The following is a 19,555-nucleotide window of genomic DNA, read 5'->3' on the forward strand; positions in this document are numbered from 1 at the left end:
GCCAGTTATATTGCTAGGAATGGTGTTCATTCTACATCTCATCCTGCATAAAATGCATAGGAATGAGATTCTTACCATGTTGAGTGTAGCGCTGATATAAACCTTTTAAGTCCGATGGAAGCGCATTTTCGTCAATTGTTACGAAATAGCCCTGCTGATAGAAATGCTCTAGATGCCCATAAGCGAAACAGTAGTCATGTGGGCCGAGTATATGCTGAGCACAATAGGCGAGTAATTCCTTGCCTATCCGTAGGTTGCGGCACTGTTCTGCCACAACCATACCTGTTAGGAGTCGATATTTGCCAATTTCTCTAAAGCGTACAAGAGCAACCATTGATGATTCTTTGTAGGCAACAATGGTCAATTCGTCACTTTTGGGCTTTGCTCCAGGGTAATGCTGTTTATAAAAGCGCTTAATTAACGGAATCTTGATGGGATCAAGAGTTTCAAACTGTAGAGTTGCCATTTGTTCTGTTCTGCATCGGTATCTGTTGTAGAATGCTTAGAGTTTAATAGATTACAAGAATGCCATGCAATTTCATCTCGATATATCATTAAAACCTTATCACACGTTTGGTATCGATCAGTCCTGTGAACGATTGGCAATCGCAGAATCGGTAGATGACCTCAAATGTATTTATCGCAATCCCGAATGGGCAAACTTCACTAAGCTTGTTATCGGTAAAGGAAGCAACATGCTTTTTACTGAGCCTTACCAAGGACTAGTTGTCGTTAATCGTATTAAGGGGATTAAATCTACTGAGGACGCAGACGCTTTTTATTTGCATATTGGTTCTGGAGAGGACTGGCCTTCATTAGTGCAATGGAGCGTTAGTCATGGTATCGCAGGTTTAGAAAATCTTGCGCTTATTCCTGGGTGTGCTGGTTCTGCACCGGTGCAAAATATCGGAGCTTATGGCGTCGAATTTAAAGATGTTTGTCAGTACGTAGATTATCTTTGTTTAGAGAGCCTTGAAGTGAAGCGACTACCGCTAGCGGAGTGTAAGTTTGGATATCGTGATTCTGTGTTCAAGCATCGTCTATTTAATAAAGCGGTTGTTGTCGCTATCGGTTTGAAATTAAATAAAAATTGGCAGCCCAATTTGCAATACGGTCCTCTAAAAACATTGGGGGATAATTGCTCTGCAAAAGCAATATTCGATACGGTGTGCAAAATTCGCCAAGAAAAGCTTCCTGACCCAATAAAGCAAGGCAATGCTGGGAGCTTTTTTAAGAACCCTATTATTAATCTAGAACACTACCAGCGGCTATTAACACAATATCCCGATATAGTGGGATACCCAGCAGGGGCTGACATGAAGGTCGCTGCAGGGTGGTTAATTGATAAGGCTGGCCTAAAAGGTGTATCCATAGGCGGTGCCTGTGTACATCCCAATCAAGCGTTGGTTATTGTTAACCAAAATGGCGATGCAACTGCTCAAGATGTTATTGATTTAGCAGCCAAAGTGTATGACGAGGTTTATCAAAAATATCAGATTAAATTAGAGCATGAGGTTCGCTTTATGGCTGCTGAATCAGAGACCCACTTAGCACAATTAATGGAGACGTCAGAGTGAAAGATCATAGTGTGAAATTAAATTTGTTAAACACCTTGTCCGATGGTGCGTTTCACTCTGGGGAATCATTAGGTAAACAACTTGGAATCACTCGAGCCGCAATCAGTAAACATATTCAAGGAATACAAGAGTGGGGCGTTGATATTTTTAGGGTACAGGGTAAAGGATATCAATTGGCACAACCTTTCATCATGCTTAACCATGAACGGATACAAAGCCAAGTAAATAACCCGGTTGAGTTACACCCTATTATCGATTCAACAAACCAATATTTGCTTGAGAGAACAGACACTATCACTTCTGGAACCGTGTGCGTAGCGGAATATCAATCTCAAGGTCGAGGTAGGCGAGGGCGTCAGTGGATGTCCCCATTTGGGACGAACCTATATTTTTCAATTTTTTGGCGCTTAGAAGCCGGCATGGCTGCTGCTATGGGCCTAAGTTTAGTGGTGGGGGTTGCCGTTGTTGAGGCGATTGAAGCTCTAGGTATTGAGGGTGTGAAGCTCAAATGGCCAAATGATCTGTACCACGATGATAAGAAGCTAGCTGGCATTTTGGTTGAGATGTCAGGGCAAGCCGGAGGTGCTGCGAATCTAGTGATTGGTATGGGCATGAATCTCGCGATGCAAGATAAAAAAGGGGCGATAGATCAGCCATGGACGAGTTTAGTTGAAGTGATCGGTAATGATCAGTTTGATCGTAACCAATTGGTGGTTGCCTTCATCAAAACGCTAGATCAAGCGCTTAAAGATTACGAGATGTATGGAATGCAAGATTTTGTTGCTAGGTGGAATCGGTTAGATAATTTTATAGACCGTCCAGTTCGCTTGATCATGGGTAATAACGAAATTAACGGTATCGAACGTGGTATTGATGCTCATGGCGGTGTATTACTGGAAACCAATGACGGTGTAAAGAGCTTTATTGGGGGAGAGATTTCACTGCGCAGCAATGGCTAAGATTGTATTGTTTATCCAAATAAAAAGAGACTTTGCAGTCTCTTTTTCTGTATCGATACCGTCTAAATCAGCGATTACTTTCGAAGTAAAATTTCTTCAACAGTATGATTTTCGCCCTTTTGTAGGATAAGTTGAGCTCGATACTTAGTCGGCAAAATGTTCTGCTGTAAATTCTTACCATTGATGGTATGCCAAATCGTCTGAGCTTTTTCTACTGCTGCGTCTTCTGAGAGTTGCGTATAGTGACTAAAATACGAACCTGGTTTAGCAAACGCGCTGAAGCGGAATTTCATAAAGCGATCTACATACCATTTTTCGATTAGTCTCGAGTCTGCATCCACATAAATAGAGAAATCAAGAAAATCTGATATGAATACTGTATGTGGAGCATGAGGATAATCCATGCCACTTTGCAGGACATTCAATCCTTCTATAATGAGCACGTCAGGACAGTCTACGACTTTCTCTTCGTCTGTAATATCGTAAGTGACGTGAGAATATACAGGAGCAACAACATGACGCTCGCCAGCTTTTACATCAGAGACAAATTGCACGAGTTTGCGAATGTCATAGGATTCTGGAAATCCTTTCTTGTGCATGATGTTTTTGTCTTGTAGAACTTTATTCGGATATAGAAAACCATCGGTTGTTATCAATTCTACTTTTGGGTGATTACCCCAGCGAGATAATAACGCTCGTAACAAACGGGCTGTTGTACTCTTTCCTACCGCCACACTACCAGCAATTCCGATAATAAATGGGGGGGCCTTCTCTTTGTTACCTAGAAACTGTTCGAGGACCGTATTGCGATTCTGTCTTGCTGCAACATAGAGGTTCAATAAACGAGCGAGCGGTAGGTAAATCTCTACAGCCTCTTCCATCGTCAATTTTTCATTAATACCTTGCAGCTCTTTCAGATCACTTTCTGATAGCGTCATTGGAACAGTGTTACGCAGATTTGCCCACTGTTCACGATCAAAAGACAAGTACGGACTCATAGTATTCTCGACAATCTCACCCATGCGAGAATGGAACATACAATACGTAGCAAATAATGCAAACGACAATCACGGCATATTTCATAATTGAATAAAAAATAGGGTAAAAACTAGTCATCTAACGCGAGTTGATTTAATTTGAGCATTTTTTTTGAAAATAGGGGTTGCAAGCTCCTAAATCATTCAATAGAATGCGCCCCACTTATGCCGACTTAGCTCAGTAGGTAGAGCAACTGACTTGTAATCAGTAGGTCACCAGTTCGATTCCGGTAGTCGGCACCATTTTCTCCAAGTAGTGAAAATGGCTATGTATTTTTGGAGGGGTTCCCGAGTGGCCAAAGGGAGCAGACTGTAAATCTGCCGGCTCCGCCTTCGATGGTTCGAATCCGTCCCCCTCCACCATATTGAATAGGAAATAGCACAAAGAGTTACGTGTTGCGGGCATCGTATAATGGCTATTACCTCAGCCTTCCAAGCTGATGATGCGGGTTCGATTCCCGCTGCCCGCTCCACTCATTTTAGTGTGCTGATATAGCTCAGTCGGTAGAGCGCATCCTTGGTAAGGATGAGGTCGGCAGTTCGATTCTGCCTATCAGCACCAGCTCTAAGCAAAGTTTTCCTTTTCATATATACTTCTACCGATAATTATTGGTTGCGTGGTCATACTTTTTGAGCCACCTAAATCCGTACCTAGAGGGACAACTCATGTCTAAAGAAAAATTTGAACGTACGAAACCGCACGTAAACGTTGGTACTATCGGCCACGTTGACCACGGTAAAACAACTCTAACTGCAGCTATCTGTACTGTACTTTCTAAAGTATACGGCGGTGCAGCTCGTGACTTCGCGTCAATCGATAACGCTCCAGAAGAACGTGAACGTGGTATCACAATCGCGACTTCTCACGTAGAATACGACACTCCAACTCGTCACTACGCACACGTAGACTGTCCAGGACACGCTGACTATGTTAAAAACATGATCACAGGTGCTGCACAGATGGACGGTGGTATCCTAGTTGTTGCTGCAACAGATGGTCCAATGCCACAAACTCGTGAGCACATCCTACTAGGCCGTCAGGTTGGTATCCCTTACATCATCGTATTCATGAACAAATGTGACATGGTTGATGATGAAGAGCTACTAGAACTAGTAGAAATGGAAGTTCGTGAACTTCTAACTGAATACGATTTCCCAGGCGACGACCTACCAGTAATCCAAGGCTCAGCACTTGGCGCACTAAACGGTGAAGCACAATGGGAAGAGAAAATCGTTGAACTAGCGAAAGCTCTAGACGAATACATCCCAGAGCCAGAGCGTGCAGTAGATCAGCCATTCCTAATGCCTATCGAAGACGTATTCTCAATCCAAGGTCGTGGTACAGTAGTAACTGGCCGTATCGAGCGCGGTATCCTAAAAGTAGGTGATGAAGTACAAATCGTGGGTATTCACGACACAACTTCAACTACTTGTACAGGTGTTGAGATGTTCCGTAAACTTCTAGACGAAGGTCGTGCGGGTGAGAACGTTGGTGCACTACTACGTGGTACTAAACGTGACGAAGTTGAACGTGGTCAAGTACTAGCGGCACCAGGTTCAATCACTCCACACACTACTTTTGAATCAGAAGTATACGTACTGTCTAAAGATGAAGGTGGTCGTCACACACCATTCTTCAAAGGCTACCGTCCACAGTTCTACTTCCGTACAACTGACGTAACTGGTGACATCCAGCTACCAGAAGGCGTAGAAATGGTAATGCCAGGCGACAACATCCGTATGACAGTAACTCTAATCGCGCCAATCGCGATGGATGATGGTCTACGTTTCGCGATCCGTGAAGGCGGCCGTACAGTAGGTGCTGGTGTTGTAGCTAAGATCGTTGCTTAATTGCAATAATCGTTTGACGAAACACTAGTAAAAAGGGCATCATTTGATGCCCTTTTTAACTGCTATCGAATGGTTTGTCGAATTGTTAATCAATCGAAAGCAGTATATTTGTAGGGCTAAGAGCATTTCTTAGTCTGAAGTGTTATGATTCAGCATTCAAAATGTTGAAAATGGATTTGCCCTGCAACAGCGGGGTTGTTGTCGTCTAAAGTAAGACTTGTGACAGGTTGGTTTATGAAAGCAAAAACTGCTGAAACTCCTGATAATAGCTCAAGTGCTGCAGAGATATTCAAGTGGGTTGTCACTTTTGCTCTGCTAGCTGTCGCTGTTGTGGGTAATTACCTATACAAAGATATGTCCGTTGTGATTCGTGCTGCTGGCGTGATCGTATTGATCGCTGCTGCCCTTGGCGTTGCTGCTGTTACTACCAAAGGTAAAGCTGCCGTGATTTTTGCTCGCGAATCTCGTATGGAAATTCGCAAAGTTGTTTGGCCAACACGCCAAGAAACAATGCAAACTACACTAATTGTTCTTGCTGTTAGCATCGTTATGGCCCTTGTGCTATGGGGTATTGACGGCATTATGGTAAAACTAGTCGATTTTGTGACTCGTATTTAATTGAGAGAGGGTAAGATACATGAGTGAAGCACCAAAAAAACGCTGGTACGTAGTTCAAGCCTTCTCAGGATTTGAAGGTCGTGTAGCTCAGTCTCTACGCGAGCATATCAAAATCCACGGCATGGAAGAGCACTTCGGTGAAGTACTTGTTCCTACTGAAGAAGTGGTTGAAATGCGTGCTGGTCAACGCCGTAAGAGCGAACGCAAATTCTTCCCAGGTTACGTCCTTGTGCAAATGGTTATGAATGACGAATCATGGCACTTGGTTCGTAGCGTTCCACGCGTAATGGGTTTCATCGGTGGTACTTCTGATCGTCCAGCACCAATTACTGATAAAGAAGCTGATGCGATTTTGAACCGTCTTGAAAAAGCAAGTGAAGCACCTCGTCCTAAAACTATGTTTGAAGCGGGTGAAGTGGTTCGTGTTAACGATGGTCCATTTGCAGACTTTAACGGTACAGTTGAAGAAGTGGATTACGAGAAGAGCCGTTTGAAAGTGTCTGTATCGATCTTTGGTCGTGCAACACCTGTAGAGCTTGAATTTGGTCAAGTGGAAAAACTTGATTAAAAAAACATCTTTTAGGCTTGTTTAGGGCGCGAAATCTGATTATAATTTCGCGCCTTTTTACAGGTCTCTATTGTAAAACGGGGAGCTGATCAAAGGATTAGCGTTTGAACCCAAATTTTAGGAAATATCATGGCTAAGAAAGTTGAAGCTTATATCAAGCTGCAAGTTGCAGCTGGTATGGCAAACCCAAGTCCACCAGTTGGTCCAGCACTAGGTCAACGTGGTGTGAACATCATGGAATTCTGTAAAGCGTTCAACGCAAAAACAGAATCTGTTGAGAAAGGTCTACCAATCCCAGTTGTTATCACTGTATACAGTGACCGTTCGTTTACATTCGAAACTAAGACTCCACCAGCAGCAGTTCTTCTTAAGAAAGCAGCAGGTATCAAGTCTGGTTCAGGTCGCCCTAACACTAACAAAGTGGGTACAGTAACTGAAGCTCAAATCCAAGAAATCGCAGAAACTAAAGCTGCTGATATGACTGGTGCAGACGTTGAAGCTATGAAGCGTTCTATTGCGGGTACTGCTCGTTCAATGGGCCTAGTGGTAGAGGGTTAATACAATGGCTAAACTAACTAAACGCATGCGTACTATCCGCGAAAAAGTGGATGTAACTAAAGAGTACGACATCAACGAAGCTGTAGCTCTTCTTAAAGAACTTGCAACTGCTAAATTCGTTGAGTCTGTTGACGTTGCTGTTAACCTAGGCATCGATGCACGTAAATCTGACCAAAACGTTCGTGGCGCAACTGTGCTACCACACGGTACTGGTCGTGACGTACGTGTTGCTGTATTCACTCAAGGTGCAAACGCTGAAGCTGCTAAAGAAGCTGGCGCTGACCTAGTGGGTATGGAAGATCTAGCTGAGCAAGTTAAGAAAGGCGAAATGAACTTCGACGTAGTTATCGCATCTCCAGATGCAATGCGCGTTGTAGGTCAGCTTGGTACTATCCTTGGTCCTCGTGGTCTTATGCCAAACCCTAAAGTTGGTACTGTAACTCCTAACGTTGCTGAAGCAGTTAAAAATGCTAAAGCTGGTCAGGTTCGTTACCGTAACGACAAGAACGGTATCGTTCATACTACGATTGGTAAAGTGTCTTTCGACTCTGCACAAATCAAAGAGAACCTAGAAGCTCTTCTAGTTGCTCTTAAAAAAGCAAAACCATCAGCAGCAAAAGGTGTTTACGTTAAGAAAGTAAGCATCTCTACCACTATGGGTGCTGGTGTTTCAGTAGATCAGAACACTCTATCTGCTGTAATTTAATGCATTTGCTTAGGCGTGAAATTAGTGTATAATTCTGCGCCTAATATTTGTGGTTGGGGCTGATTTTAATTTTCGAATTAATAGCCAGTCTCCGTCCAAGACCGTAGGCGTTATCGATAGATAACTTAATCGTTCCTACGTAGATGGTGCCCGAACTGACGAAAGCTCTATTTATATCTTTCTTCTGGGAATGCACCTCAATAGCTCTCACTGTTGTGATAATAGTGAGTGGTGTAACGACAACCAGGAGTTAATCCAACATGGCATTAAATCTTCAAGACAAAAAAGCAATTGTTGCTGAAGTCAACGAAGCAGCCAATGGTGCACTTTCTGCAGTTGTTGCTGACTCTCGTGGCGTTCAAGTTGCTGCAATGACAACTCTACGTAAACAAGCTCGTGAAGCTGGCGTTTACCTAAAAGTTGTTCGCAACACTCTAGCTCGTCGCGCAGTAGAAGGCACGTCTTACGAATGTCTACAAGACGTATTCGTAGGTCCAACTTTGATCGGTTTCTCTAACGAGCACCCAGGTGCTGCAGCGCGTCTTTTCAAAGACTTCGCTAAAGAGAACAAAGAATTTGAGATCAAAGCTGCTGCATTTGAAGGCGCTTTAGCTGATGTAGAAGTACTAGCTACACTACCAACTTACGACGAAGCAATCGCACGCCTAATGATGTGCATGAAAGAAGCTTCTGCTGGCAAATTGGTACGTACTATTGCTGCTGTTCGCGACCAGAAACAAGAAGCTGCTGCATAATAAAGCTTGCTTTTTATTGGTTGCAAAATAAACTTATTGTTGACTTAAAAGAGAATTGTTATGTCTATTACTAACGAGCAAATCCTAGACGCTGTTGCAGAAATGTCTGTAATGCAAGTTGTTGAACTAATCGAAGCAATGGAAGAGAAATTCGGTGTTTCTGCTGCTGCTGCTGTTGTTGCTGGCGGCGCTGCTGCAGGCGATGCTGCTGCTGAGCAAACTGAATTCGACGTAATCCTAACTGCTGCTGGCGCAAACAAAGTTGCTGTTATCAAAGCAGTACGTGGTGCGACTGGTCTAGGTCTTAAAGAAGCTAAAGGTCTTGTAGACGGTGCTCCAGCACCTCTTAAAGAAGCAGTTTCTAAAGAAGAAGCTGAAGCTCTTAAGAAAGAACTAGAAGAAGCTGGTGCGTCTGTTGAAGTTAAGTAATTACTTAATTTCATAGCCGTAATGGCTAATGGCTGGTGGTTTAATAACCACCGGCCTTTTTGCGCTGTAGGGTGTCGGCGAGTTTTCCCGCTGTTTAGACGTCGATTCCCGTGCAAATCACGACCTATTCTTTCGTAGTAAGTCGTCACTACAGTAAACAGCTATTAGTCACTGTCCTAACCCTTCGTTATTGAAATAACCAAGGCGGACAGTTTGGGTCACTTATCAGCGAGCTGAGGAACCCCATGGTTTACTCTTATACCGAGAAAAAGCGCATCCGTAAGGACTTTGGTACTCGTCCACAAGTGTTGGACATTCCATACCTGCTATCGATCCAGCTCGATTCGTTCGAAAAGTTCATCGAACAGGATCCTGAGGGACAATACGGTCTTGAAGCCGCTTTTCGTTCTGTATTTCCAATCCAGAGCTACAACGGCAATTCAGAGCTGCAATACGTTAGCTACCGTCTTGGTGAGCCAGTATTTGACGTTAAAGAATGTCAAATCCGTGGCGTAACTTATTCAAAACCACTTCGCGTGAAATTGCGTCTGGTGATTTTTGATAAAGACGCGCCAGCAGGTACTGTCAAGGATATTAAAGAACAAGAAGTCTACATGGGTGAAATTCCACTCATGACTGAAAATGGTACCTTCGTAATCAATGGTACCGAGAGGGTTATCGTATCCCAGCTGCACCGAAGCCCCGGCGTGTTCTTCGACAGCGATAAGGGTAAGACTCACTCATCAGGTAAAGTTCTTTATAACGCACGTATTATTCCTTACCGTGGTTCATGGTTGGATTTCGAATTCGATCCGAAAGACAACTTGTACGTACGTATTGACCGTCGTCGTAAACTACCTGCTTCAATCATTCTGCGTGCTCTAGGCAAAACGACAGAAGAGATTCTTGATATTTTCTTCGAAAAAATTCACTTCGAAGTGAAAGATCAGACTCTTTACATGGAGTTAGAACCAGAGCGTCTACGTGGCGAAACTGCTACGTTTGATATCGAAGCTGATGGTAAAGTCTACGTAGAAAAAGGTCGCCGTGTTACAGCACGTCACATTCGTCAACTTGAAAAAGACGGCGTGAAGTTCATCGATGTTCCTGTGGAATACATCGTGGGCAAAGTATCGTCTAAAGATTATATCGACGAAGCGACTGGTGAAGTTATCGTAGCTGCTAACCAAGAAATCAGTCTTGAAGCGCTAGCTAACCTATCTCAAGCAGGTTACAAGAAACTAGAAGTTCTATTTACGAACGATCTAGATCACGGTCCATTCATGTCTGACACACTACGTGTCGACAGTTCGTCTGACCGTATTTCTGCATTGGTAGAAATCTACCGAATGATGCGCCCTGGCGAGCCGCCAACAAAAGAAGCAGCAGAAGCGCTGTTTGAAAGCCTATTCTTCTCTGAAGAACGTTACGACCTATCTACTGTAGGCCGTATGAAGTTCAACAGCTCGATCGGTCGCGAAGACGCTGGTGAACAAGGCACACTCGATGAACTAGACATCATCGAAGTGATGAAAAAACTGATCTCTATCCGTAACGGTAAAGGCGAAGTGGACGATATCGACCACCTAGGTAACCGCCGTATCCGTAGCGTGGGTGAGATGGCAGAAAACCAATTCCGTGTTGGTCTTGTACGTGTAGAACGCGCTGTTAAAGAACGTCTAAGCCTAGGCGATCTCGACAACGTGATGCCACAAGATCTGATCAATGCGAAACCAATTTCTGCTGCAGTTAAAGAATTCTTTGGCTCTTCACAGCTTTCACAGTTCATGGACCAAAACAACCCATTGTCAGAAGTGACGCATAAACGTCGTATTTCTGCATTAGGTCCTGGTGGTTTGACTCGTGAACGTGCGGGCTTCGAAGTACGTGACGTACAGGTAACTCACTACGGTCGTCTATGTCCTATCGAAACTCCTGAAGGTCCAAACATCGGTTTGATCAACTCTCTATCAGCGTTTGCGCGTTGTAACGAATACGGTTTCCTAGAAACTCCGTACCGTCGCGTGGTTGATGGTGTTGTTACTGATGAAGTAGATTACTTGTCTGCGATTGAAGAAGGTCAATTCGTTATCGCTCAGGCGAACGCGAAACTGACTGAAGAAAGCACTTTTGCTGATGAGCTAATCACTGCTCGTCAAAAAGGTGAATCTGGTCTTCACCCTCGTGAACACGTTAACTATATGGACGTTGCAACTAACCAAGTTGTATCGATTGCAGCATCGCTTATCCCATTCCTAGAACACGATGACGCGAACCGCGCATTGATGGGTGCGAACATGCAACGTCAGGCTGTTCCAACACTGAAATCAGATAAACCTCTAGTAGGTACTGGTATCGAACGTAACGTAGCGGTTGACTCAGGTGTAACTGCAGTTGCGAAACGTGGTGGTATGATTCAGTCAGTTGACGCTTCACGCATCGTAGTAAAAGTTAACGAAGAAGAATTGATTCCTGGCGAAGCGGGTATCGATATCTACAACTTAACTAAATACACTCGTTCTAACCAGAACACTTGTATCAACCAGCGTCCATGTGTGATGCCAGGTGAACCTGTGTCTCGTGGTGACGTTCTAGCTGACGGTCCTTCTACCGACCTTGGTGAACTTGCGCTTGGCCAAAACATGCGTATCGCGTTCATGCCTTGGAACGGTTACAACTTCGAAGACTCGATCTTAGTTTCTGAGAAAGTTGTTCAAGACGACCGCTTTACCACTATCCACATCCAAGAACTTTCTTGTGTGGCTCGTGATACTAAGCTAGGTGCTGAAGAGATCACTGCTGACATTCCAAACGTAGGTGAAGCTGCTCTATCTAAGCTAGATGAGTCAGGTATCGTTTACATTGGTGCAGAAGTTAAGGGTGGCGACATCCTAGTTGGTAAAGTAACACCTAAAGGTGAAACTCAGCTAACTCCTGAAGAAAAACTGCTACGTGCTATCTTCGGTGAAAAAGCATCTGACGTTAAAGATACTTCTCTACGTGTTCCTGGTTCAGTTACTGGTACGGTTATCGACGTACAAGTCTTCACTCGCGATGGCGTAGAGAAAGACAAACGTGCGCTTGAAATCGAACAGATGCAGTTGAAAGAAGCGAAGAAAGACTTAACCGAAGAATTCCAAATCTTGGAAGGCGGTTTGCTTGCTCGTGTTCGTTCTCTGTTGATTGCTGGCGGTTATAGCGAAGCGAAACTAGACGGTCTAGATCGTAAGAAATGGTTAGAACAGACTCTTGAAGATGATGAACTACAAAACCAACTAGAGCAGTTGGCAGAGCAGTTCGACGAGCTGAAAGCTGAATTCGATAAAAAATTCGAAGCTAAGCGTCGTAAGATCACTCAAGGTGATGATCTTGCTCCTGGCGTATTGAAGATCGTTAAAGTTTATCTAGCAGTTAAACGTCGTATCCAGCCTGGTGATAAGATGGCGGGTCGTCACGGTAACAAAGGTGTAATTTCTAAGATTAACCCAATCGAAGATATGCCTTACGATGAAACTGGTCGTCCTGTAGACATCGTTCTTAACCCACTGGGTGTACCGTCTCGTATGAACATCGGTCAGATCCTTGAAGTTCACTTAGGTGCAGCAGCAAAAGGCATCGGTGACAAGATCAATACGATGGTCAAAGAGCAACAAGAACTAGCTAAACATCGTGAGTTCCTGCAAAAAGTTTATGATCTGGGTAATACACGCCAGCAAGTAGACATTGCTAGCCTATCTGATGATGAAGTTCGTACCTTGATTGAAAACTTGCGTGGTGGTCTACCGATTGCAACGCCAGTGTTCGATGGTGCATCTGAGAAGAACATCAAAGCGCTGCTTAAACTTGCAGACCTTCCAGAATCTGGTCAGTTGACTCTGTTTGATGGTCGTACTGGTGATGCATTTGAGCGTCCTGTAACTGTTGGTTACATGTACATGCTTAAACTGAACCACCTTGTTGATGACAAGATGCACGCTCGTTCAACTGGTTCTTACAGCCTAGTAACTCAGCAACCACTAGGTGGTAAAGCTCAGTTCGGTGGCCAGCGTTTCGGTGAGATGGAAGTTTGGGCACTTGAAGCATACGGTGCCGCTTACACGCTACAAGAAATGTTGACTGTTAAGTCCGATGACGTGAACGGCCGTACTAAGATGTATAAAAACATTGTGGACGGTAATCACTCTATGGAACCTGGTATGCCTGAATCGTTCAACGTATTGTTGAAAGAGATTCGCTCACTAGGTATCAACATCGAGCTAGAAGACGAAGAGTAAACCCTATAGCAGCCCCTTCGAGGGCTGCTAGATTGGTTTTCGGTAGGAAGGTGCTTACTTCGGTAAGCTCCTTTTAACTCCTTACAGGAGCTGATTGTGAAAGACTTATTAAACTTTCTAAAAGCACAGCATAAGACTGAAGAATTTGACGCGATCAAAATCGGTCTTTCTTCGCCAGACATGATTCGTTCATGGTCTTTTGGTGAAGTTAAAAAACCTGAGACCATCAACTATCGTACGTTCAAACCTGAGCGCGATGGTTTGTTCTGTGCGCGTATTTTTGGTCCAGTTAAAGACTATGAATGTCTTTGTGGCAAATACAAGCGTCTGAAACACCGTGGTGTTATCTGTGAGAAGTGTGGCGTAGAAGTTACACAAACTAAAGTTCGCCGTGAACGTATGGGTCACATCGAACTTGCTTCTCCTGTTGCTCACATCTGGTTCCTAAAATCACTACCATCTCGTATCGGTCTATTAATGGATATGCCGCTACGTGACATCGAACGTGTACTTTACTTCGAAATGTATGTAGTGACTGAGCCAGGCATGACTGATCTTGAAAAAGGTCAGATGCTGACTGAAGAAGAATACCTAGATCGCCTAGAAGAGTGGGGTGATGAATTCACCGCTAAGATGGGTGCAGAAGCGATCAAAGATCTGCTTCAATCTATGGATCTTCCTGCAGAAGTTGAGATGATGCGTGAAGAGTTACAAACCACTAACTCTGAAACAAAACGCAAGAAAATCACTAAGCGTTTGAAATTGGTTGAAGCGTTCGTTACTTCTGGTAATAAACCAGAATGGATGATCCTAACTGTTCTTCCAGTTCTTCCGCCAGATCTTCGTCCTCTAGTTCCACTAGACGGCGGTCGCTTTGCGACTTCTGATCTGAACGATCTTTACCGTCGTGTGATCAACCGTAACAACCGTTTGAAACGCCTTCTAGAGCTAGCTGCTCCGGACATCATCGTACGTAACGAAAAACGTATGTTGCAAGAGTCTGTTGATGCGCTTCTTGATAACGGTCGTCGTGGTCGTGCGATCACTGGTTCTAACAAGCGTCCTCTGAAATCTCTTGCTGATATGATCAAGGGTAAACAAGGTCGTTTCCGTCAGAACCTTCTTGGTAAACGTGTAGACTACTCAGGCCGTTCTGTTATCACAGTTGGTCCATACCTACACCTACACCAATGTGGTCTTCCTAAGAAGATGGCACTTGAGCTGTTCAAACCATTCATCTACAGCAAGCTAGAGACTCGTGGTCTTGCGACTACAATCAAAGCTGCGAAGAAAATGGTTGAGCGCGAAGAAGCAGTTGTTTGGGATATCCTAGACGAAGTAATTCGTGAACACCCTGTAATGCTTAACCGTGCACCAACACTGCACCGTTTGGGTATCCAGGCATTTGAACCTGTACTAATCGAAGGTAAAGCGATTCAGCTTCACCCGTTGGTTTGTGCGGCGTACAACGCGGACTTCGATGGTGACCAAATGGCGGTACACGTACCGCTAACGCTAGAAGCTCAACTTGAAGCTCGTACACTGATGATGTCGACGAATAACATTCTGTCGCCAGCGTCAGGTGATCCGATCATCGTACCTTCTCAGGACGTTGTATTGGGTCTGTACTACATGACTCGTTCGAAAATCAACGACAAAGGCGAAGGTATGTACCTTGCTGGCCCTAAAGAGGCTGAGAAAGCGTACCGCACCAAGACCGCTACGTTGCACGCTCGAGTTAAAGTACGTATTACCGAGACTGTAATTGATGACGATGGCAATACCACGACTGAAACTAAGATGGTAGATACTACCGTTGGTCGTGCAATGCTATGGCAAATCGTACCGAAAGGTCTGCCATACTCTGTTATCAACCAAAAACTTGGTAAGAAACAGATTTCTAACCTGTTGAACGTGGCTTACCGTAAGCTAGGTCTGAAAGATACTGTTATCTTCGCTGACCAAATCATGTACACAGGTTTTGCTTACGCAGCACTTTCTGGTGTTTCTGTTGGTATCGACGACATGGTTGTTCCACCAGCGAAATACACTGAGATCTCTGCAGCGGAAGAAGAAGTTCGTGAAATTCAAGAACAGTTCCAATCTGGTCTTGTAACAGCGGGCGAACGCTACAACAAAGTGATCGATATCTGGGCTTCTACCAACGACCGTGTTGCTAAAGCGATGATGGCTAACTTGTCATCTGAAACTGTTATCAACCGTGATGGTGAAGAAGAACAACAAGAGTCGTTCAACAGCATCTACATGATGGCCGACTCTGGTGCGCGTGGTTCTGCAGCTCAGATTCGTCAGCTTGCTGGTATGCGTGGTCTGATGGCTCGTCCAGATGGTTCAATCATCGAAACGCCAATCACCGCGAACTTTAAAGAAGGTCTAAACGTACTTCAGTACTTTATCTCAACGCACGGTGCTCGTAAGGGTCTTGCGGATACAGCATTGAAGACAGCGAACTCGGGTTACTTGACTCGTCGTCTAGTAGACGTTGCACAAGACGTGGTTGTTACTGAACACGACTGTGGCACGCACGAAGGCGTTGTTATGACTCCTCACATCGAGGGTGGTGACGTTAAAGTAGCACTGACTGAACTTGTTCTTGGTCGTGTGGTTGCAGAAGATGTTCTGATCCCTGGTACTGAAGAAGTTCTTGTTCCTCGTAACACGTTGATCGACGAGAAATGGTGTCAAATCCTGAATGAAAATTCAGTTGACCAAATCTTCGTACGTTCAGTGGTAACCTGTGATTCTGACTTCGGTTGTTGTTCACTATGTTACGGTCGTGACCTAGCTCGCGGTCATATGGTGAACCAAGGTGAAGCAGTTGGTGTTATCGCAGCTCAGTCAATCGGTGAACCTGGTACACAGCTTACCATGCGTACGTTCCATATCGGTGGTGCGGCATCGACAGCAGCAGCGGAAAACAGCATCAAAGCGAAGAACAAAGGTTCTGTTAAACTGCACAACGCTAAATTCGTAACAAACAAAGAAGGTAAGCTAGTTATCACGTCTCGTGCTTCTGAGCTAACCATCATTGACGAATTCGGTCGTACTAAAGAGAAACACAAACTTCCTTACGGTTCTCACCTAAGTAAAGGTGATAATGACGGCGTAGAAGTTGGTGACGTAGTTGCAAACTGGGAAGCGCACACACTGCCAATCATCACTGAAGTGGCAGGTCGCATCCAGTTTGTTGACATGATCGACGGTGTAACGGTTTCTCGCCAGACTGATGACCTAACAGGTCTATCTTCAAGCGAAGTAACTGATGCAGCAGCTCGTCCATCAGCAGGTAAAGATATGCGTCCAGCAATCAAACTTGTTGATGAGAAAGGTAATGATGTAACGATTCCTGGTACTGATATGCCAGCTCAATACTTCCTACCTGGCAAAGCAATTGTAAACATCGAAGATGGCGCGGAAGTTAACGTGGGTGATACGCTAGCTCGTATTCCTCAAAAATCTGGCGGTAACAAAGATATCACCGGTGGTCTTCCACGCGTTGCTGACTTGTTCGAAGCTCGTAAACCGAAAGAGCCTGCAATTCTTGCTGAACACACAGGTACTGTGTCATTCGGTAAAGAAACGAAAGGTAAACGTCGTCTAGTAATCACTCGTGATGGCGGTGACGCTTACGAAGAGATGATTCCTAAGCATCGTCAGTTGAACGTGTTTGAAGGTGAACGTGTTGAACGTGGTGACGTAATTGCTGATGGTCCAGAGTCTCCACATGACATTCTACGTCTACGTGGTGTTCACGCTGTGACTCAGTACATCACTAACGAAGTTCAGGAAGTATACCGTCTACAAGGCGTTAAGATTAACGATAAGCACATTGAAACTATCGTTCGTCAAATGCTACGTAAGTGTACTATCACTCATGCTGGGGATTCTGAATTCCTACCGGGTGAACAGGTTGAATACGCACAAGTTAAGATTGCTAACCGTGATCTAGAAGCTGAAGGCAAAGAGCCTGCACGTTTTGAACGTGAGCTATTAGGTATCACTAAAGCCTCTCTTGCAACTGAGTCATTCATCTCTGCTGCATCGTTCCAAGAAACAACTCGCGTTCTTACTGAAGCGGCTGTATCTGGTAAACGTGATGAACTACGCGGCTTGAAAGAGAACGTAATTGTTGGTCGTCTGATCCCAGCTGGTACTGGTTTCGCATACCACCAAGAACGTCAAGCTAAGCGCGAAGCGCAGAAAGAAGGCCCTTCTGTTGAACAAGCAACAGATAACCTTGCTGCATTGCTAAACGCTGGTTTCTCTTCTGACGAGTAATCGACAGCGATAAAAAAAGGCACCTTAGGGTGCCTTTTTTATTACTTGCCGTTTTGTTTTTGATAATAAAATCTGAAATGTTCTACGTTATCTGTGTGCTATGCACCAGGAGGTACAGCTAAGCTATCGGCAATTAATTGAATTAATGAATCTTCGATACCAAAGCGTTGCTCTAGTGCTTCTCCCACTTCGGAAAGATCATGATCCAGATCTTCTAAATCTTCATCGTCAGCAATCGTTGCGTATTTATCTGTGAAGCTTAGTAAAGGTTCATTCGTTTCAATAATATCGCCATAAGTGGCATTGATATCATCTGTGGCGTGAAAACCGGTGGCGTGCCATTTGTTCATCACCATATCGTATATTTTGAAATGTCCTTCCGAAATGTAATCAACGAGGTCTTGGCAGAAGACCTGAAGCTCAATAGGTGATGGTAGCTCAGCTATCGTTGCTTTAGCAGCACTTGGCTGCAGATTAGCTAGTTTGCAATAGGCGACGATCAGCACTTGTCTTTTGTTTAACCAATGGTCAATAACGTCGCTGGAGCCACCCCACTGTTCTTGTGTTTTTTTCAGTTTATTTAGCATAACAATGCCCTCATGGCTCATCATCAAACGATGATTATTCTATGGCTCATAGGAATAAAAAATGGAAAAAAACCTATTGGGTATACAAGAATTTATAGAACATTTAACCAACAACTACAAACTCTGGCATGAAATCAGATTGCCAGTAAAATGAAGTGACTTCAAGAAATGAGGATCAAAAATGTTAAAGAATAGTGATGAGAAAAACGCTTATTGGTGTGTTGTTTCAGGAACTGAGGTTTGGAGTGTTGATGGTGATATCCCTTTTGGCACTGCCGAGCAGTTCCAACTTCCTGTATCACAAGCAGTTCAGATCGGTAGTTATCAAGATTCACCGGTATATTGGATTAATGCTGATGAGCTTGAAACCGTCCCTGAATTGGTTTCTTTACGTAGCTTATTAGCGCTTGATACAACTCGTTTTCATTTATTGAGTAAAGCGGTTCAATATGGTCACATGACTCAATCGCAACGTTTTTGTCCAAACTGTGGGGGGCGCAACTATTTCAATCATAATCAGACGGCAATGCAGTGCCAAGATTGTCGTACATTGCACTATCCGCGTATTTCCCCATGCGTCATTGTTGCTGTGAGAAAAGAAAATCAGATCTTACTGGCTCAGCATCCACGCCATAAAACCGGAATGTATACGGTTATTGCTGGTTTTGTTGAGTCTGGAGAAACGTTGGAAGAGTGTGTGGCACGTGAAGTTCAAGAAGAAACGGGCTTACAAATTACTAATATTCGCTATTTTGGTAGTCAGCCGTGGGCATTCCCTTCCAACATGATGATGGGCTTTTTGGCTGAATACGCTGGTGGAGAAGTGAAACCTGATTACAGCGAATTAAGTGATGCACAGTGGTTTAGCCCTGATACCCTACCAGAGCTAGCACCTAAAGGTACGATCGCTCGCGAACTGATTGAACATACGGTTGCTACTATTTTAGAACAGGGCAAATAAAAAAATCCCTCCAAGAAGGAGGGGGTAAGTAATATGTCGTTATGAGATGTCGGTAGTTTGAGTACCTGCTACTTTTATTATTGTGTAGTGAGCGAACAAATTTGTAACATTTTGATAAATATACCCAAGTAACCTCAAGATGCGGTTTCAGCGAGAATGTATTCGTTCATAGGCAAGGCACCGATTTGAATACATAGTTATTCTACGTAGAAAATCGGTAACGCAGCATAGGAGCGAATACAACTCGCCCCTTGGGAGCTCATCAACAAGCCCATTTCTGCGCCCAATGACGTTGAAAGGGAATGACCATTCCTTCCGTCATTGAGCTTGACCTGTGCTCGTTGATGAAGCTCTGAAGTCTGCATCTTGAGGTCAT

16 protein-coding genes and 4 tRNA genes are annotated in these 19,555 nt (G+C 44.2%); 16 read left to right on the forward strand and 4 right to left on the reverse strand.

Annotated elements, in window-relative coordinates; genetic code table 11:
• Window positions 1-31 precede the first annotated feature (31 nt).
• Complete coding sequence (locus JCM16456_RS01240) at window positions 32-466, reverse strand: GNAT family N-acetyltransferase (RefSeq protein WP_068711685.1); 435 nt, start codon at window positions 464-466, stop codon at window positions 32-34.
• 64 nt (window positions 467-530) lie between these two features.
• Here JCM16456_RS01240 and murB point away from each other — a divergent pair, with 64 nt between their 5' ends.
• Both murB and birA read left to right on the forward strand, forming a co-directional pair.
• Window positions 531-1,577, forward strand: coding sequence for a UDP-N-acetylmuramate dehydrogenase (murB, locus tag JCM16456_RS01245; protein ID WP_068711687.1), 1,047 nt, complete (start codon window positions 531-533; stop codon window positions 1,575-1,577).
• Window positions 1,574-2,536 carry a bifunctional biotin--[acetyl-CoA-carboxylase] ligase/biotin operon repressor BirA gene (gene birA / locus JCM16456_RS01250; protein ID WP_068711689.1) on the forward strand — a complete coding sequence of 321 codons (963 nt, stop codon included), beginning with the start codon at window positions 1,574-1,576 and terminating at the stop codon, window positions 2,534-2,536. Before murB ends, birA begins: the two co-directional genes overlap by 4 nt.
• 74 nt (window positions 2,537-2,610) lie before the next feature.
• On the opposite strand, the gene coaA is transcribed toward birA, so the two are convergent.
• Window positions 2,611-3,534 carry a type I pantothenate kinase gene (gene coaA, locus JCM16456_RS01255; protein WP_068715830.1) on the reverse strand — a complete coding sequence of 308 codons (924 nt, stop codon included), beginning with the start codon at window positions 3,532-3,534 and terminating at the stop codon, window positions 2,611-2,613.
• Between the two features lie 206 nt (window positions 3,535-3,740).
• On the opposite strand from coaA, the gene JCM16456_RS01260 reads away from it, so the two are divergent.
• The 13 genes from JCM16456_RS01260 to rpoC all read left to right on the forward strand — a co-directional run bounded on the left by JCM16456_RS01260 (window position 3,741) and on the right by rpoC (window position 17,631).
• Window positions 3,741-3,816 (forward strand) — tRNA-Thr (locus tag JCM16456_RS01260).
• A gap of 35 nt (window positions 3,817-3,851) precedes the next feature.
• Window positions 3,852-3,936: transfer RNA gene (locus tag JCM16456_RS01265), tRNA-Tyr, on the forward strand.
• A 35-nt stretch (window positions 3,937-3,971) separates the two neighbouring features.
• A tRNA-Gly gene (locus JCM16456_RS01270) sits at window positions 3,972-4,046 on the forward strand.
• 13 nt (window positions 4,047-4,059) lie between these two features.
• A tRNA-Thr gene (locus JCM16456_RS01275) sits at window positions 4,060-4,135 on the forward strand.
• Between the two features lie 104 nt (window positions 4,136-4,239).
• The gene (gene tuf / locus JCM16456_RS01280; RefSeq protein WP_068711691.1) at window positions 4,240-5,424 is read left to right on the forward strand and encodes an elongation factor Tu; all 1,185 of its coding nucleotides are present in this window, start codon (window positions 4,240-4,242) and stop codon (window positions 5,422-5,424) included.
• Window positions 5,425-5,658: 234 nt separating this feature from the next.
• A complete protein-coding gene (gene secE, locus JCM16456_RS01285; RefSeq protein WP_068711693.1) occupies window positions 5,659-6,042 on the forward strand; it encodes a preprotein translocase subunit SecE in 384 nt (127 codons plus the stop codon).
• A 19-nt stretch (window positions 6,043-6,061) separates the two neighbouring features.
• Entirely contained in the window at window positions 6,062-6,610 is a 549-nt protein-coding gene (gene nusG / locus JCM16456_RS01290; RefSeq protein WP_068711695.1) for a transcription termination/antitermination protein NusG, read from the forward strand.
• Window positions 6,611-6,739: 129 nt separating this feature from the next.
• Window positions 6,740-7,168 carry a 50S ribosomal protein L11 gene (rplK, locus tag JCM16456_RS01295; RefSeq protein ID WP_068711697.1) on the forward strand — a complete coding sequence of 143 codons (429 nt, stop codon included), beginning with the start codon at window positions 6,740-6,742 and terminating at the stop codon, window positions 7,166-7,168.
• Window positions 7,169-7,172: 4 nt separating this feature from the next.
• On the forward strand, window positions 7,173-7,874 hold the full coding sequence (rplA, locus tag JCM16456_RS01300; RefSeq protein ID WP_068711699.1) for a 50S ribosomal protein L1: 702 nt from the start codon (window positions 7,173-7,175) through the stop codon (window positions 7,872-7,874).
• 260 nt (window positions 7,875-8,134) lie between these two features.
• Complete coding sequence (rplJ, locus tag JCM16456_RS01305; protein WP_068711701.1) at window positions 8,135-8,629, forward strand: 50S ribosomal protein L10; 495 nt, start codon at window positions 8,135-8,137, stop codon at window positions 8,627-8,629.
• A 60-nt stretch (window positions 8,630-8,689) separates the two neighbouring features.
• Complete coding sequence (rplL, locus tag JCM16456_RS01310) at window positions 8,690-9,058, forward strand: 50S ribosomal protein L7/L12 (RefSeq protein WP_068711703.1); 369 nt, start codon at window positions 8,690-8,692, stop codon at window positions 9,056-9,058.
• A gap of 245 nt (window positions 9,059-9,303) precedes the next feature.
• Entirely contained in the window at window positions 9,304-13,332 is a 4,029-nt protein-coding gene (gene rpoB, locus JCM16456_RS01315) for a DNA-directed RNA polymerase subunit beta (protein ID WP_068711705.1), read from the forward strand.
• 96 nt (window positions 13,333-13,428) lie between these two features.
• Window positions 13,429-17,631: a DNA-directed RNA polymerase subunit beta' gene (gene rpoC / locus JCM16456_RS01320; protein ID WP_068711707.1), complete on the forward strand. Its 4,203-nt coding sequence runs from the start codon at window positions 13,429-13,431 to the stop codon at window positions 17,629-17,631.
• A gap of 98 nt (window positions 17,632-17,729) precedes the next feature.
• On the opposite strand, the gene JCM16456_RS01325 is transcribed toward rpoC, so the two are convergent.
• Window positions 17,730-18,218, reverse strand: a complete 489-nt coding sequence (locus tag JCM16456_RS01325; RefSeq protein ID WP_068715832.1) for an Rsd/AlgQ family anti-sigma factor — start codon at window positions 18,216-18,218, stop codon at window positions 17,730-17,732.
• A gap of 181 nt (window positions 18,219-18,399) precedes the next feature.
• Here JCM16456_RS01325 and nudC point away from each other — a divergent pair, with 181 nt between their 5' ends.
• Window positions 18,400-19,179 (forward strand): NAD(+) diphosphatase, encoded by a 780-nt coding sequence (gene nudC, locus JCM16456_RS01330; RefSeq protein ID WP_068711709.1) that lies wholly within the window; start codon window positions 18,400-18,402, stop codon window positions 19,177-19,179.
• Between the two features lie 197 nt (window positions 19,180-19,376).
• Here nudC and JCM16456_RS23505 read toward each other — a convergent pair whose 3' ends face one another.
• Window positions 19,377-19,544: a hypothetical protein gene (locus tag JCM16456_RS23505; protein ID WP_156430422.1), complete on the reverse strand. Its 168-nt coding sequence runs from the start codon at window positions 19,542-19,544 to the stop codon at window positions 19,377-19,379.
• Window positions 19,545-19,555 lie beyond the last annotated feature (11 nt).

Origin of the sequence: Vibrio tritonius (assembly GCF_001547935.1) — a bacterium.
GTDB classification, from domain to species: domain Bacteria; phylum Pseudomonadota; class Gammaproteobacteria; order Enterobacterales; family Vibrionaceae; genus Vibrio; species Vibrio tritonius.

Excerpts from the sequence above, each read along its gene's own strand:
- JCM16456_RS23505 (WP_156430422.1), bottom strand. The coding sequence starts at position 19,544 with ATGCAGACTTCAGAGCTTCATCAACGAGCACAGGTCAAGCTCAATGAC.
- rplA (WP_068711699.1), top strand. The coding sequence starts at position 7,173 with ATGGCTAAACTAACTAAACGCATGCGTACTATCCGCGAAAAAGTGGAT.
- rplK (WP_068711697.1), top strand. The coding sequence starts at position 6,740 with ATGGCTAAGAAAGTTGAAGCTTATATCAAGCTGCAAGTTGCAGCTGGT.
- murB (WP_068711687.1), top strand. The coding sequence starts at position 531 with ATGCAATTTCATCTCGATATATCATTAAAACCTTATCACACGTTTGGT.
- tuf (WP_068711691.1), top strand. The coding sequence starts at position 4,240 with ATGTCTAAAGAAAAATTTGAACGTACGAAACCGCACGTAAACGTTGGT.
- nudC (WP_068711709.1), top strand. The coding sequence starts at position 18,400 with ATGTTAAAGAATAGTGATGAGAAAAACGCTTATTGGTGTGTTGTTTCA.
- rplJ (WP_068711701.1), top strand. The coding sequence starts at position 8,135 with ATGGCATTAAATCTTCAAGACAAAAAAGCAATTGTTGCTGAAGTCAAC.
- rpoB (WP_068711705.1), top strand. The coding sequence starts at position 9,304 with ATGGTTTACTCTTATACCGAGAAAAAGCGCATCCGTAAGGACTTTGGT.
- JCM16456_RS01325 (WP_068715832.1), bottom strand. The coding sequence starts at position 18,218 with ATGCTAAATAAACTGAAAAAAACACAAGAACAGTGGGGTGGCTCCAGC.
- coaA (WP_068715830.1), bottom strand. The coding sequence starts at position 3,534 with ATGAGTCCGTACTTGTCTTTTGATCGTGAACAGTGGGCAAATCTGCGT.
- rplL (WP_068711703.1), top strand. The coding sequence starts at position 8,690 with ATGTCTATTACTAACGAGCAAATCCTAGACGCTGTTGCAGAAATGTCT.
- JCM16456_RS01240 (WP_068711685.1), bottom strand. The coding sequence starts at position 466 with ATGGCAACTCTACAGTTTGAAACTCTTGATCCCATCAAGATTCCGTTA.
- secE (WP_068711693.1), top strand. The coding sequence starts at position 5,659 with ATGAAAGCAAAAACTGCTGAAACTCCTGATAATAGCTCAAGTGCTGCA.
- nusG (WP_068711695.1), top strand. The coding sequence starts at position 6,062 with ATGAGTGAAGCACCAAAAAAACGCTGGTACGTAGTTCAAGCCTTCTCA.